At 73.2% G+C, this 14,012-nt stretch carries 11 protein-coding genes and 1 pseudogene; 5 read left to right on the forward strand and 7 right to left on the reverse strand.

Features of this window, described 5'->3' with window-relative positions:
• Positions 1-13: 13 nt before the first annotated feature.
• Together AC0VYM_RS27985 and AC0VYM_RS27990 are read right to left on the reverse strand one after the other, a co-directional pair.
• Positions 14-457, reverse strand: coding sequence for a hypothetical protein (locus AC0VYM_RS27985; protein ID WP_475457115.1), 444 nt, complete (start codon positions 455-457; stop codon positions 14-16).
• Entirely contained in the window at positions 454-1,776 is a 1,323-nt protein-coding gene (locus AC0VYM_RS27990; protein WP_475457117.1) for a molybdopterin-dependent oxidoreductase, read from the reverse strand. Before AC0VYM_RS27990 ends, AC0VYM_RS27985 begins: the two co-directional genes overlap by 4 nt.
• A gap of 133 nt (positions 1,777-1,909) precedes the next feature.
• On the opposite strand from AC0VYM_RS27990, the gene AC0VYM_RS27995 reads away from it, so the two are divergent.
• The 4 genes and pseudogenes from AC0VYM_RS27995 to AC0VYM_RS28010 all read left to right on the forward strand — a co-directional run bounded on the left by AC0VYM_RS27995 (position 1,910) and on the right by AC0VYM_RS28010 (position 6,096).
• The gene (locus AC0VYM_RS27995; protein WP_475457119.1) at positions 1,910-3,304 is read left to right on the forward strand and encodes a hypothetical protein; all 1,395 of its coding nucleotides are present in this window, start codon (positions 1,910-1,912) and stop codon (positions 3,302-3,304) included.
• A 229-nt stretch (positions 3,305-3,533) separates the two neighbouring features.
• Positions 3,534-3,902 (forward strand): annotated as a pseudogene (locus AC0VYM_RS28000) (aldehyde dehydrogenase family protein); the annotation flags it as partial.
• A gap of 92 nt (positions 3,903-3,994) precedes the next feature.
• Entirely contained in the window at positions 3,995-4,915 is a 921-nt protein-coding gene (locus AC0VYM_RS28005; protein WP_475457120.1) for an aldehyde dehydrogenase family protein, read from the forward strand.
• 122 nt (positions 4,916-5,037) lie between these two features.
• Positions 5,038-6,096: a methyltransferase gene (locus tag AC0VYM_RS28010; RefSeq protein ID WP_475457121.1), complete on the forward strand. Its 1,059-nt coding sequence runs from the start codon at positions 5,038-5,040 to the stop codon at positions 6,094-6,096.
• A gap of 34 nt (positions 6,097-6,130) precedes the next feature.
• On the opposite strand, the gene AC0VYM_RS28015 is transcribed toward AC0VYM_RS28010, so the two are convergent.
• The 3 genes from AC0VYM_RS28015 to AC0VYM_RS28025 are packed head-to-tail and all read right to left on the reverse strand — an operon-like array spanning position 6,131 to position 7,698.
• Positions 6,131-6,859 carry a tRNA-dependent cyclodipeptide synthase gene (locus tag AC0VYM_RS28015; RefSeq protein WP_475457123.1) on the reverse strand — a complete coding sequence of 243 codons (729 nt, stop codon included), beginning with the start codon at positions 6,857-6,859 and terminating at the stop codon, positions 6,131-6,133.
• The gene (locus AC0VYM_RS28020) at positions 6,843-7,160 is read right to left on the reverse strand and encodes a DUF6092 family protein (RefSeq protein WP_475457125.1); all 318 of its coding nucleotides are present in this window, start codon (positions 7,158-7,160) and stop codon (positions 6,843-6,845) included. The genes AC0VYM_RS28015 and AC0VYM_RS28020 overlap by 17 nt, the downstream gene beginning before the upstream one ends.
• Positions 7,141-7,698, reverse strand: coding sequence for a nitroreductase family protein (locus AC0VYM_RS28025; protein ID WP_475457127.1), 558 nt, complete (start codon positions 7,696-7,698; stop codon positions 7,141-7,143). Before AC0VYM_RS28025 ends, AC0VYM_RS28020 begins: the two co-directional genes overlap by 20 nt.
• A 125-nt stretch (positions 7,699-7,823) precedes the next feature.
• On the opposite strand from AC0VYM_RS28025, the gene AC0VYM_RS28030 reads away from it, so the two are divergent.
• Positions 7,824-8,873 carry a methyltransferase gene (locus AC0VYM_RS28030; protein WP_475457129.1) on the forward strand — a complete coding sequence of 350 codons (1,050 nt, stop codon included), beginning with the start codon at positions 7,824-7,826 and terminating at the stop codon, positions 8,871-8,873.
• A gap of 57 nt (positions 8,874-8,930) precedes the next feature.
• Here AC0VYM_RS28030 and AC0VYM_RS28035 read toward each other — a convergent pair whose 3' ends face one another.
• Both AC0VYM_RS28035 and AC0VYM_RS28040 read right to left on the reverse strand, forming a co-directional pair.
• Positions 8,931-12,218, reverse strand: a complete 3,288-nt coding sequence (locus AC0VYM_RS28035) for a right-handed parallel beta-helix repeat-containing protein (protein WP_475457131.1) — start codon at positions 12,216-12,218, stop codon at positions 8,931-8,933.
• A 94-nt stretch (positions 12,219-12,312) separates the two neighbouring features.
• Positions 12,313-13,953, reverse strand: coding sequence for a hypothetical protein (locus AC0VYM_RS28040; protein ID WP_475457133.1), 1,641 nt, complete (start codon positions 13,951-13,953; stop codon positions 12,313-12,315).
• Positions 13,954-14,012: the final 59 nt, after the last annotated feature.

The following is a 14,012-nucleotide window of genomic DNA, read 5'->3' on the forward strand; positions in this document are numbered from 1 at the left end:
TCCGGGGCCGCCGTCAGGCCGCGCGCTCCCGGCGCGCGGCCCTCCGGTACCGGACCGCTCCCACCACCGCCGAGACCGCGAAGAGCGCGGCGCTGACCAGGAGCCACCGCGCGGCGAACGGTTCCCCGGTCAGCCCGGTCTTGGTGACGTAGGCGTGGGAGGGGCCGAGGATCAGCGGGAGGTAGACGAGGAGCAGGAGTCCGGAGGCGACCGCGGGGACCAGCACGAGGTGCCTGGCCCGTCCGACGAGCCGGAGGGCGCGGCCCACCAGCGTGTAGGCCGGGACGAGGACGAGGTCGTGCAGCAGGGCGGCGCCCACGAACCAGACCACGATCCGCCAGGGGTCTCCCCCGCCGAGCAGGCGCGCGCCCGCGTAGGCGATGAGGGCCAGCACGCCGACCATCAGGAGCAGGTGCCAGGGTGAGGCGCCGTACACGCGGCGCGCGAGCGCCGTCACACCGCACCGAAGCTGAGCCGGGTGACCCACTTGGTGTTGTGCACGCCCGGGCAGGCGGGCACGATCACCCGGGCCGGGTAGCCGTGGTCGACCGACAGGTCCGCCCCGTTGACGCGCAGGGCCAGCAGCGAGCGGGGGTCCGCGACCTGGTTATCGCGGAGCGCGGCGCTGGCGAACGACCCGGAGGTCTGCGCCGACTCCACGAAGACCCCCGGCGGCCCCTCGGCTCCGACCAGTGCGGCGAGGTCGGCCAGGCGCACCCCCTCCCAGTCGAGGTTCCGGGTGGACCACCCCTCCACGCAGGCGATGGGCAGCGCGGACCGGTGCTGGGGCAGGTCGAGCAGTTCCTGACGGGTGAGGACGACCTCCCGCCCTCCGCCGCGTACGGTCAGCCGCCAGTCGGGGCCCGTGTCGGCCTCGGTGACGCCCGCGTAGGCGGCGGTCGTGTTCACCGGGAACCCGTCGGCCCCCGCACCGGGCAGCCTTCCGTGCGGCGCCAGGACCGCCGTCGGCCTCAGCGCGCCCCCGAGGCTCTGCCCGACGGTCGTCAGCAGGAGCGCCAGCGATCCCAGCCCCACCGCGCCCAGCAGTGTGCGGCGCGACGCCGCCGCCGGGTCGGGGTCCGGCGCGACCAGAGCGCCCCGCTCCCCGCGTCGGCCCCGGTCACCCAGGGCCTCGCGGAACCCGCGTGCGCGCAGTTCCCGCACCGCGGTCGGCAGCTTCAGCACGACGTGGGAGAACAGGGCGGCGACGAACACCCAGGCGCCGTAGAGGTGCAGGGGATAGAAGGAGCCGGGGAAGACGTACTCCAGCTGGACGTTGAGGATTCCGGTCGCGAAGACGAACAGCGCGCCGCCCACCAGGAACAGGACGGTCAGGCGCTCCAGTGCCTGGGCGGCGGAGGCGACCGGCGGCCAGCGGAAGAGGAGCGGCACGACCGACCACAGTTTGGCCAGGAGCACGGGGACCAGCGCGATCCCGAGCGTGACGTGCACGCCCTGGGTGAGCCGGTAGAGCCACGGGGGGTCGGTGGGCCAGGGGAAGAGGTAGAACCCGAGCAGGCCCCGGTCGGGGGTCTTGTCGTTGGACGCCAGGTCGGGGTTGTAGGCCGCGTAGGAGAGCAGGCCGGTGACGAACAGGACCGGGATCCCGACGAGCAGGACCGACCCCAGCAGCGACGTCAGCCACGGTCCGCGTGAGGGGCTGCGCCAGAAGCCCGGCCGGGTGGGTCCGAAGGGAGGCCCGTCCCTCAGCAGTCCCCTCAGCCGCTCACCCCGGGTCATCGGAGGCGTCTTCCCGCCCTGGTCGTCCTCGTTCACGCGATCGGTCGCCTCTCGGTCCGACGGGCGGGCTCGCGGTCATGCTAGGCCGCGCCCACACGGCGGGGGCGCAACGCCGACCCCACGGTGTGTCCCCCCGGTCACCAGGGCGTACCTGACCTACGGTGACGGCGTGACGCAGCCCGAACTCCACAGGAGGGTCCGGGGCGCGGCCGACACGGACCGCGCCCCGTTCCGCGCCGACCTGCTCGTGGCCGCCCTGGCCGTGCTCCTCTTCGCGACCGCCGCCGTGGTCGGCACCCGGATCCAGGACGCCCACGGTGTCCTGTACGTGGCCTGGCCCCCTCTGTACGCGTCCTGGCTCCCCCACGCCGGTCCCGGCACGGTCCCCGCCCTCGTCCTGGCGGCGGCGGTGGTCCTGTACGGGGCCCCGGTGGCTCGGGCGTTGCCCTGGCGCCCCCTCGTGTGGTCCGTCTGGGGCGCCTCCGTCCTGTGGACCACCGCCCTCGCGCTCGTGGACGGCTGGCGGCGCGGGATCGCCGACCGCCTCCTCTCCCCCCACGAGTACCTGGCGTCGGTCGACCGCTTCCACGACGTGGGCGCCGCCCTGAGCACGTTCTCCCAGCACATCCTGGTGGGGCAGCCGGACAACTGGCCCACGCACGTGGCCGGGCACCCGCCGGGCGCGGTCCTGACGTTCGTCGCCCTGGACCGGGTCGGCCTGGGCGGTGGGGCGTGGGCCGGGATCTGGTGCGTCGTGGTCGGTGCCTCCGCCTCGGCGGCGGTCCTGGTGGCGCTGCGCGCGCTCGGCGCCGAGGGGTCGGCCCGCCGGGCGGCCCCGTTCCTGGTGCTGGTGCCCGCCGCCGTCTGGGTGGGGGTCTCGGCGGACGGCTACTTCGCGGCGGTCACCGCGTGGGGGCTGGCCCTGCTCGCCGTGGCGGCGGCCCCCGGGGCGCGTGCGCCGCGCTCGGCCGCGCTGGCGGCGGGGGTTCTGCTGGGGTGGTCGGTGTACCTGTCGTACGGACTGGTGCTGATCGGCTTCCTGGCCGTGGCCGTGCTCCTGTGCGGGCGGAACGCGCGCCCCCTCCCCTACGCGCTGGCGGGGGCCCTCGCGGTGGCCGCCGCCTTCACCGCCGCCGGTTTCTGGTGGTGGGAGGGGTATCAGCTGCTCGTGGAGCGCTACTACCAGGGGGTGGCGGCGGTCCGCCCCTACGGCTACTGGGTCTGGGCGAACCTGGCGACCGTGTGCGTGACGGCCGGGCTGGCGGCCGTGGCGGGTGCGCGCCGGGCCCTGGCGGGGGTGCCGGGCGCCGTGCGGGGCCTGCGCCGGGCTCCCTCCCGGGAGGACACGACGGTGGCTCTGCTGGTGGCCGCCGCGCTCTGCGCGGTCGCCGCCGCGACCCTCTCCGGGATGAGCAAGGGCGAGACCGAACGCATCTGGCTGCCGTTCGTGCTGTGGATCGTGCCCGCCGTCGCCCTCCTGCCGACCGGCCACCGGAGGGCCTGGCTCGCCGTGCAGGCGGCCACGGCCCTTCTGGTCAACCACCTACTCCTCACCGGGTGGTGAGCACGCGGACCGCCCCTTCGGTTCGTTCGGCGGACCCGAAGCGGCCTGGACGCGCGTCGACGACGACGCACAGGCTCGCAAAACCGTCTTAAAGCAACAAAAGGCATGTTTCGGTCTCCCCTCCGAGTGAGCAGGTTCCTCTACGAGACCGAACCCGCACGGACGGCGCGGGCGCTCCTCGAAGGCCCTGCCCCCGCCTCCGGCGGGGACCACGGACGGAGGGACCACCATGGCCTACGCGACCACGAACCCCTACACGAACGAGACCCTGGCGACGTTCGCGGAGATCGGAGACGAGGAGCTGGAACGTGCCCTCGGCACCGCCCAGAACACCTTCGAGTCGTGGCGCACCAGGTCCTTCGACGAGCGCGGGGCGGTCGTGGGGCGCGCGGCCCGGATCCTGCGCGAGCGCCCCGACGAGTTCGCGCGACTCCTCACCCTGGAGATGGGCAAGCTGTTCGAGGAGAGCCGGGGCGAGGTGGAACTGGCCGCCTCGATCCTGGACTACTACGCGGAGAACGCCGAGGAGTTCCTCGCCCCCGAGAGGGTGGCGACCGACGCCCCCGAGGCGGGCGAGGCGGTGGTCGTCAGCGACCCGATCGGGGTGCTGTTCGGCGTCCAGCCGTGGAACTTCCCCTACTACCAGCTGGCGCGGTTCGCGGGCCCCAACCCATGGCCGGGAACGTCGTCATGGTCAAGCACGCCTCGATCGTCCCGCAGTCGGCGGCGGCCTTCGAGTCGCTGTTCAGGGAGGCCGGAGCTCCCGAGGGCGCCTACACCAACGTCTACGCCAGCAAGGACCAGGTCACCCGGGCCATCAGGGACCCGCGCGTGCGCGGCGTCGCCCTCACCGGGAGCGAGGGCGCTGGCGCCAGCGTCGCGGCCCACGCGGGTGAGGAACTGAAGAAGAGCACCCTCGAACTCGGGGGTAGCGACGCCCTCATCGTGCTGGCCGACGCCGACCTCGGCCTCAGCGTCGAGCGCGCGCTCTGGGGCAGGCTCAACAACGCCGGGCAGAGCTGCGTCGCCGCGAAGAGGATCATCGTCGTCGAGGAGGTGGCGGACGAGTTCCTGCGCCGGTTCGGTGAGGGGCTCGCCCGGCTGAGGGCGGGCGACCCGTTCGACTCCGAAACGACCCTGCCGCCGCTCTCGTCGCAGAGCGCCGCCGACGACCTCCAGGAACTCGTGGACGAGGCCGAGGCGCACGGCGCGCCGGTGATCACCCCGGGCGACCCCGTGCCCGAGGGGGGCGCGTTCGCGCAGCCGAGGATCATCACCGGCCTCACCCGGGACAATCCGGTGTACGACAAGGAGTTCTTCGGACCCGTCGCCCTCTTCTTCCGGGCGGAGGACGAGGAGGACGCGGTGCGGATCGCCAACGACTCCACCTTCGGACTGGGCGGCTCGGTGTTCACCGAGGACGTCGCCCACGGAGCGGACGTGGCCCGGCGCATCGACACCGGCATGGTCTTCGTGAACCACCCCGTCTGGACCCGCCCGGAGCTCCCGTTCGGCGGCACCAAGCGGTCCGGCTACGGGGAGGAGCTCTCCGCAGCGGGCATCCAGGAGTTCGTCAACAAGAAGCTCATCACCGTGATGCCGACCGGATAACCCGTCGCCGGGCGCTGAGGGGCTCGGCCCCGCGCGGCTCCCCGAAAACCCCACCGGCCACCCCTGTCACCTGGCATCGTCACTTCTGGTGACTGACGATCGACAAGGGGAGAGGTGTCGCGGTGAGTGAGGGTGACAGCGTCGCGGTCAGTGTGGGACGGATGAACGGGTCTCCGACCCCGGGACAGCGTACGGAGGCGCCCCTTTCGAGGATCGTCTCCTCGGCCATGCTGATCCACGCGGTCTCCGCGATGATCGAACTGGGCGTCGTGGAACGGATGGCGGACGGGCCGCGCCCCGTCTCCGACCTGGCACGGGAGGTCGGGGTCCCCGAGGAGCGGCTGCTCGTGGTCCTGCGCGCGGTGACGGCGGCCGAACTCGTGGAGCAGACCGCGCCCGGGGTGTTCGGGCTGAGCCCCGCCGGGAGCCACCTGCGCACCGACGACCCCCTGGGGCTGCGCGACCTGTTCCTCATGTGCACGTACGGGGACCTCTTCCAGGCGTGGACCCGGCTGGGCCGGTCGGTGGGCACGGGACGCACCGCGTTCGAGATCCACACCGGCAGCGCGCTCTTCGAGTACCTGGGGCAGAACCAGGACGCGGCGGAGGTGTTCAACCGGGCCATGAACGCCTCCACCCCCGCGGCGACCCTGCTGGGCGCGGCCGACCTGGACGGCGCCGGGACGGTGGTGGACCTCGGCGGCGGGGAGGGCGCCACGCTCGCCGCCGTCCTGCGGGCCTGCCCCGGGGCGACGGGGACCCTCTTCGACCTGCCGGAGGTGGTGGCGGGAGCCCCGGCGCTGCTGAGCGAGGCGGGGGTCGACGACCGGTGTGCGGTCGTGGGCGGCAGCTTCTTCGAGGGGGTCCCCGAGGGAGCGGACGTCTACGTGATGGCGCGGGTGATGCAGAACTGGTCCGACCGCGACGCGGTCCGCATCCTGGCCAACGTCCGGGCGGCGATGACGGCGGGCTCGCGGCTGCTGATCGTGGGCCACCTCCCGGAACGGGACCGGCCGAGCGCGTTCGTCGAGGCCATCAGCCTGAGCATGTTCGTGCTCTACGGGGCGGCGCTGCGCTCGGCGGAGGAGTACGAGGAGCTCTTCGCGGAGGTGGGCCTGGCCCTGCACTCGGTCCACCGGGTACCGGACGGGGAGTCGGTGATGGACGTGCGCCCCCTGTGACCGGTGGGGCGGGGGCCGTCCCCGCCCCACGCACCTATCTCGGCCGGAGGACGAGGTGCCCCTGCCCCGGCTGGAGGCAGGACGCGTCCCCCTCCAGCTCGACGAGGAGCGGCAGCAGTTCGTGGTAGCAGCACACCGACGAGGGCACCGACAGCACCTCGGGGGTGCTGAGCAGGAAGGGCAGTTCGGCGCGCAGGTAGGACATCCCCGCCGCGAAGCGGGCGTCCGGTGCCCCGGTCCCGCAGCCGAGGGTCTGCCGGACGTGCTCCTCGCACGCCCGCCGCACCCTCGGGTCCTCCCTGAGGTCCCGGTCGATCCGCTCCAGGGCCGACCGGTACCCCGGCAGGTCGACCGTCTCCGACAGGGCCAGGGCCCGGACCCTGGCGGGTACGCGGGGGGCCGCCTCCATCGCGCGCCGCACGCGGCGCCGCACGTCGCGGAGCGCGCGGGTGGTCCTCCGCGCGGCCCGCGCCTCGTCGTCGCCCGACGCCAGGTACATGGTGTCGAGGTGCAGGTCGGCGTAGAGCAGGTCCACGGCGTCGAACCGCCGCCCCGTCCAGGTCAGGAGCTGGGTGAGCCGCTGCTGGCTGAAGTAGCTGTTCCCGGCGCTGATCCCGATGAGGGCGTGGTCGCCGCGCTCCACGAGGAGTTGGCAGGCCGGGGTGAAGGGGCTCGTGTCGAACTCGTCCCCGGCCACCTCCGGCGGCCGGGCCTCCCGACCGGGACCGGGTTCCGGCGGCTTTGTCTCAGGCGGATACGGCACCGGGCTCCTCCAGGGCGACGGCGAGCCGGTCACACATCTCGTCCAGCAGCACGTCCAGTTCCCGGTCGGACATCGCCCCGCACATGACGTCGTCCATGCGCGCGCGCAGGGCGGTGAGCTCCGGGCTGTCGGGGAAGCCGAACCCGGACCGCAGGGAGAGGACGCGGCGGGCGGCGTCCAGGCAGCGGAGCGGTCCGTAGGCCGCCGGTTCCTCCAGCAGCCCTCGGCCGCTGCTCAGCAGGTACGCCGCGAACAGCACCAGTTCCTCTCCGACGCGGTCGTCATTCACCCCAGCACTCATGGCTGATCACCTCGTTCCGATCGCGCCTCGGCGCGGTCTCGGGGGTTCGGTCCGGGTGCCCGATCGACACCAGGAGCAGTGGTTGGAGATGTTCGGGAAGCCCGAGGAACCTGCTCACGGGGCCCTTACGGAAGGAGGCGGAGGGACAGCCCCCCAGACCGAGGGCGTGCGCCGCGACCAGCAGGTTCTGCACCGCCATCGACACACAGAGCATGCCCTCGTCCCAGGCGCCGCCGCCCACCGACCGTGAGCGGTCGAAACAGGCGGCCACGACCAGGGGAGGGCGCTCGATGATGCCCGGCGAGAAGGCGTGCACCAGTTTCAGGGTGCGCGGACGGCGGACGGTGACGAAGGCCCACGCCTGCTTGTTGGAGGCGGAGGGTGCCGCGAGCATGGCCTCCAGGAGGGGTTCCAGGAGGTCGTCGTCCACGGGTCTGTCACTGAAGGACCGGACGGCCCGCCGCGTGGTCAGGTCGTGGAGCGTCTGTGAGGCCCGGCCTTCGGCGGGGTTCCCGGGTGCTTCGACCGCCACAGCCACACCAACTCTCTGTATTGGTTAAAATCCAGGGAGTAATATAGCGTGTTGACTGGCCTTTCGGAGGCCCGTTGGGTCCACCGGCCGACCGCCGGCCGAGGGCAGTCGTCGAAAGGTCCCAGACACCTGTGTCCACTCCTCCCCTCTCCCCGGTGCAGGGCGATCCGAAGCCGCTGAGCGGTTCCGCCGTCCGCCTCTTCGAGCTGATCACGAACAGCTGGGTGGCGGCCGCGGTCAGCGCCGCCGCCGAACTCGGTGTCGCCGACGCGATGTCCGAAACCCCCACACCCGTCGACGAGATCGCGAAGCAGGTCGGGGCCGACGCCGAGGCCCTCCACCGACTGCTGCGCGCCTGCGCCGACCTGGGGATCGTCGAGGAGCTGCCGGGGCGGAACTACGCGCTCACCGGGCTCGGCCGCGCCCTGCGTTCGGACGCCCCCGACTCCATGCGGGGGTTCGCCCGCTGGCTGGGCAGCCCGGCGGAGCGCTCCACGATGGCCCACCTGGCCGACGCGGTGCGCGTGGGCGGCCCGGTGTTCGAGGCCGTCCACGGCACCCCGGTCTGGGACTACATGAGCGCCCACCCGGAGACCGCCTCGGTGTTCGACCAGGGCATGACCGACATCTCCTCGCAGCTCACCCGCTCACTGGTGGACGGGTACGACTTCGCCGGTACCGAGTGCCTGGTCGACGTCGGCGGCGGCCGGGGACGGCTGCTGTCCCTGATCCTTGAGGCCCACCCGCACCTGCGGGGCGTGCTCTACGACCGGCCCGAGGTGGTCTCCCGGGTCGAGCCCGCGCTCACCCGGGAGGGGGTCGCGGAGCGCTGCCGTGTCGAGTCCGGGAGCTTCCTCGACTCCGTGCCCGAGGGGGGCGACGCCTACCTGCTCGCCAGCGTGATCCACAACTGGAACGACGGCGACACCGTCCGGGTCCTCACCCACTGCCGCGAGGCCATGGCGCCGGGCGGGCGGGTCCTGCTCGCGGAGGTGCTGGTACCGGACGGCCCCGAGCCCGCGCGAACCGCCAAGTTCATGGACCTCAGCATGCTGGTCCACTGCGACGGCAAGCAGCGGACCCGGGCCGAGTTCGCGGAGGTGGCCGAGCGCGCCGGTCTGCGGCTGAACCGCGTCGTCCCGGGGCCCGGGGTCAGCGTCGTGGAGCTGGTGCGCGCCTAGAGGAACGTGGTGCCCACCCGGCCGGTGCACGACCGGACGGGTGGGCACCGTGACGCGTCAGGGCACGTCGGCCGGGGTCAGCAGGGTGAGGTCCTCGCGGGTGGGGTCGGGCAGGGCGATGGTGCGCCCCGCCTGACGGGTGATCATCCGCTCCAGGACCTGCCGCGCGTAGCGGGCGTTGCCGAAGGACTCCGTGCGCGGCACCCCGGCGAAGTGCGCCCCGAGCGCGGCGGCGGTCTCCTCCGGGACGGTGAACCCGCCGTCGGAGGCCATCCGGTCCACGATGGCGACCAGCTCGTCGTCGGAGTAGTCCGCGAACTGCACGTTGTGGGAGAAACGCGAGGCCAGACCCGGGTTGGAGTCGAGGAAGCGCTGCATCTCCGCGTTGTACCCGGCGACGATCACGACCACCTCGTCGCGGTGGTCCTCCATCAGCTTGACCAGAGTGTCCACGGCCTCCTGGCCGAAGTCGCCGTTGGCGGCCCCGGACGGGGTGAGGGTGTACGCCTCGTCGATGAACAGCACCCCGCCGCGCGCCTTCTCGAAGGTCTCCAGGGTGAGCTGCGCGGTGTGGCCGATGTAGCGTCCGACCAGGTCCTGTCGGGCCGCCTCCACGGTGTGGCCGGTGGGGAGAACGCCCAGGGCGCGCAGCAGCTGGCCGTAGAGCCGGGCGACGGTGGTCTTACCGGTACCGGGCGGTCCCGCGAAGACCAGGTGGTGGCTGAGGGTGGGCGCGGGCATCCCGATCGCACGTCGCCGCTCGGCGGCGACCAGCACGTTGACCAGGTCGTTGACGGTGGACTTGACCTCGGACAGGCCGGTCAGGGCGTCGAGCTGGGCGCGCAGGCCCGCGACGTCGTCCCCGCCGGGCCCGGTCGACTGTCCGGCGACGACGCCCAGGTCGTCGGCGGTGAGCACGGTGAGCTCGGAGGGGTCGGCGGGCGGGTCCTCCCCGAGTCTGTGCGCCTGGCGGTCCACCATCTCCTCGAAGACCTTGCGCGCCTCGCGTCCGTTGCCGAACGCCGGGCCCTTGGGCAGCGCCTCGAAGTGCTGGAGCAGCAGCGGGCGCAGGTCCGGGGCGAGCGTGTACTGGTGGACGGAGCCGAGGCGCTCGACGATGCTCACCAGCTCCTCGGCCTGGTAGTTGGGGAAGGTGACGGTCCGAGCGAAGCGCGAGGCCAGACCGGGGTTGGAGGACAGGAAGCCCTCCATCTCCGCCGCGTACCCGGCGACGATCACGACCACCTCGTCGCGGTGGTCCTCCATCAGCTTGACCAGGGTGTCGATGGCCTCCTGACCGAAACCGCCGTTGTCCTCGGACGAGAGCGTGTAGGCCTCGTCGACGAACAGCACCCCGCCCCGGGCCCTCTCGAAGATCTCGGTGGTCTTGATGGCGGTGGCGCCGACGTACTGGCCGACCAGGTCCGCGCGGGCGGCCTCGACGACGTGTCCGTAGCGCAGGACGTCGAGGTCGGCCAGGACCCGGCCGTACAGCCGGGCCACGGTCGTCTTGCCGGTGCCGGGAGGACCGGCGAAGACCAGGTGCCGGGCGACGGGCGGAGAGGGCAGGCCCATCTCGGCGCGGTGCCGGGCCATCTTGTTGCGGTTGATGAGGGTCGTGACCTCGTCCTTGACGCTCTCCAGGCCGATGAGGGCCTGGAGTTCGGCCAGCGGGCCACGCTCCTCGTCGTCGTCCTCCTCGTCCTCGGCGGACGTTCCCGGGTTGGTGTCGACGGGGACGGCGTCGGGACCGTAGCTGTCCTCCGCCTTGTTGTCCTCACTGACCAGGGAGGTGGCCTGGACCCGGTCTCCGGCGACGGTCTGACGCAGCCCCGCCCGGCCGTTGGCGCGCACGGTGCAGCCTTCGAGGACGACGTCCTCCCCGCTGCCGACGAGCACGCCGTCACCGCCGTTGCCGACCAGTTCGCAGCTGCGCAGGACCGCGCGGGCGCCCGCCGCCACCAGGACACCGTTGCGGGTGTTCTCGTGCGAGCGCACGCGGAGCGCGATGATCTCGCCTTCGGAGTGCACGGCCACGCCGTCGCCGCCGCACTCGGAGGCCTCGCTGTCGCGCAGGTCGAGCACGGCGCCGCCGGTGGCGGCGAGCCCGTTCTCCCGGGCACCGATGACCCGCACCCCGCTCAGGGAGGCCCGGGCTCCGGCCGCCGCGTACACGCCCGTCCGGCGGGCGCGGGTGACCTCGAAGTCCTCCACGCGTCCGCCTCCGCCCTCCCAGCGCACGCCGTGGCTCCGGGCCCCGGTGACGGTCCCGTTGCGGAGGAAGGGCGCCGCCCCGGAGAGGATCTCGACACCGGGCCCCGCCGTACGTCCCACGTTGACGCGGTCGAACTCGGCGGTGGAGTCCTCGGTGACGTGGATTCCGGCGGCCTCCGTGCCGTGCACGGTCAGACCGCTGAAGGTGGTGGAGGAGCGGCCGGTGACGCTGACACCCTCCGCGCCCGCGTCCCGGACCTCGCAGTCGCGTAGGTGTCCTTTGGCTTTGTCCTCGGCCAGGATGCCCACACCGCCGCTGCCGGTGACGCGGACCCGCTCCACGCGGGGGTCGGTCCCGGCGCGCAGGACCAGGCCGCGGCCCGCCGCCTTCTCGACGACGAGGTCGCTGACCGTCACGGGGGACCGGGTCGAGATCACGACGCCGTCGTCGGCGACCCCGCTCACGCGCAGGTCGCTCAGGCCCGTGGCCGCGTGCTCGTCGATCACCACGGCGGCCTTGGTGGTGCCCGAGACCGTGCAGTCGCTGATGTGCCCGGCGCCACTGCCCGCCGCGTAGACGCCGTTGGCGCCCGCGTCGCGGATGGTGCACCGGCGTACCTCGGGGGCACCCTTGTCGTTGATGACGACACCGCTGGTGCCGACGTCCTCGATGACGCAGTCCTCGATGACGCTGGTCTGGGGGGAGGTGACGACGATGCCCGCCCCCGCGCTGCACCGCACGGTGCAGCCCCGGAGGGCCAGGGCTCCCTCGCCCCGGGCGAGGACGGCCGCCCAGGCGGCCCCCTCAACCTCGCAGTCGGCCAGTTCGACCTGCCCGGCGGCGGCGTCCACCACCGGCGCCTCGGAGTCGCGGCCGCGCAGGACGAGGCCGGTGAGCTTGACCGCCTCAGCGACCGAGGTGACGGCGGTGCCGGAGGAACACAGGATCTCGACGGTCCCGGGGCCCTCGGCCGCCATCAGGGTGACCACGCGCGAGAGCACGAGTTGTTCGTCGTAGCGGCCGGGGGCCAGTGACAGTACGGCGCCGTCACTGGCGCCGGCGAGGGCTTCGCCGATGGTGCGGAACTCGGCTCCGCCGGTGGGGTCGACCGCGCGCACGTGACGGTTCATCGCCTGTCGTCTTCCTTTCTGTGCCCGCGGGCCGGTGAGGCCCGCGGGCTTGTCCTACTCCGCCGGTACGGGGTTACCGGCGACTACTCTCCCGTCAGCGGCACTCGGTCTCGACCACCGAGATGGGGAGCTGCGGGGCCTCGCCGCCTTCGGGGATGGGGCCCCTGTTGCGCGCGCGCAGCGTGAACGAGTTCCCCTCGGGCTTGAACTCGGTCAGAGCCCAGTACCGGCCGTCGTCGGGCTTGGTGACCTCGAAACCGCCACGGAAACCGTCTCCGGCGTTGTCACCGTCGAACAGCTCGTAGTGCATCGGGACGCCGTTGGCCCAGAGGGGCTCGGGGCCGTTCTGCACGAGGATCTTGACCGTGCAGGTGGAACCGGGCCGGTTGGGCCAGAACGTCCACTCCGCGGCGGTTCCGCCGCCGTCGGGGTCGCCGCTCACGGCCATGACATCGTAGCCGTCGACGCATCCCCTCTCGGTGTAGCCGGAGGGGCCCGAGCGCCAGACACCGTCGCCGTGCACCCGGTAACGAGCGCCCTCGTTGCTGCAACCCGGGCCCGAGACGGCGAAGAAGGACTCCGGCTCGGGTTCCGGCTCGGGCTGGGGCTCCGGCTCAGGCTCGGGCTCCGGCTCGGACTTGGGCTCCGGCTCGGACCGCTGCTCGGACTGCCGCTCGGACTGCTGCTCCTCGGGCTCGACACCCTCCTCGCCCGGCTCGGACTTCTGACCCTCACGGGCGGTGAGCGGCGAGGCCACGACACCATCGGGGGTCCCGCCGTCGGCGGAGCCCTCGGTGGCGTCGCCTTCGCCGGTGTCGCCCTCGGAGTCCTCCTCCGAGCCCTTGCCCTTGTCGGAACCGGGCTTCTCGGACTCCTCAGACTCCTCGGAGTCCTCGGAGTCCTCCTTCTTGTCGCCGTTGCGCTCGTTCAGGAGCGTGTCCAGCAGCGAGCCCTTCTCGACGGTCACGCCCTGGGGTTCGCCGACACCGTCGCCGCCCCCTCCGGTGCCGTCGCCGCCGTCGCCACCGTCGTCGCCGTCCTCGTCGTCATCCTCGGTCCCTCCGGCGAGCGGGGCGCCGGTCGAGGGGTCCACGGGGCGTTCGGGCAGGCCTCCGCCAGCCGGGCCTCCGCCGCCGCCCGTCCCCGCCGACGCGGGGTCCGGGACGGATCCGGGTTCGGCCCCGGTGTCCGCTCCGGGCAGGACGGGGGCGTTGGGCTGCACCTCGGGGACGAACCCCTGGACGCCCGTCCCCGAGGCGGAGGCGGACGCGGAGCCGCCGGACGGGTCCGCGAAGCTGCCGGAGGCGAGATCCGTCTGGAGCGGTGTCCCGGTCTGGTGTTCCTTGGCCGCGGACAGGCCGAAGGGGGCGGCCACGAGCATCAGACCGGCGATGGCCGCGACCGCGAGGGTCGGACGGCCCGGCCGGTAGCGCTCCTCGGCCTTGTCGGTGCCCTCTGCGGCCCGGGCGGCCGCGCCGCCTCGCAGCGTCAGCGCCGCGAGCAGGGCGTGGCGCCCGCGTTCGTTGCCGTCGGCCTTCGCCTCGGTCGCGGCGGAGGGGGCCGCGGCCGGAGCGGGGGCGGGTACGGGGGCTGGGTTGGGGGCGGTCTGGCCTGGGCCTCGCTCGGACGGGGCCCCGATGGCGTCCCTGGCCGTGGCCGAGGGCACCTCCCCCGTCGAGCTCAGCACGGGCCCCGTGCGGTGGGGACCGCGCGGTGCCTCGGTGTTGTCCGTCATTCTTCGTTCTTCCTTTCGGAAACCGGAGGTTCCTCCGGCGTATCGGGGGCGGCCGCGAA

The organism is Nocardiopsis sp. iso_237, from assembly GCF_056173345.1.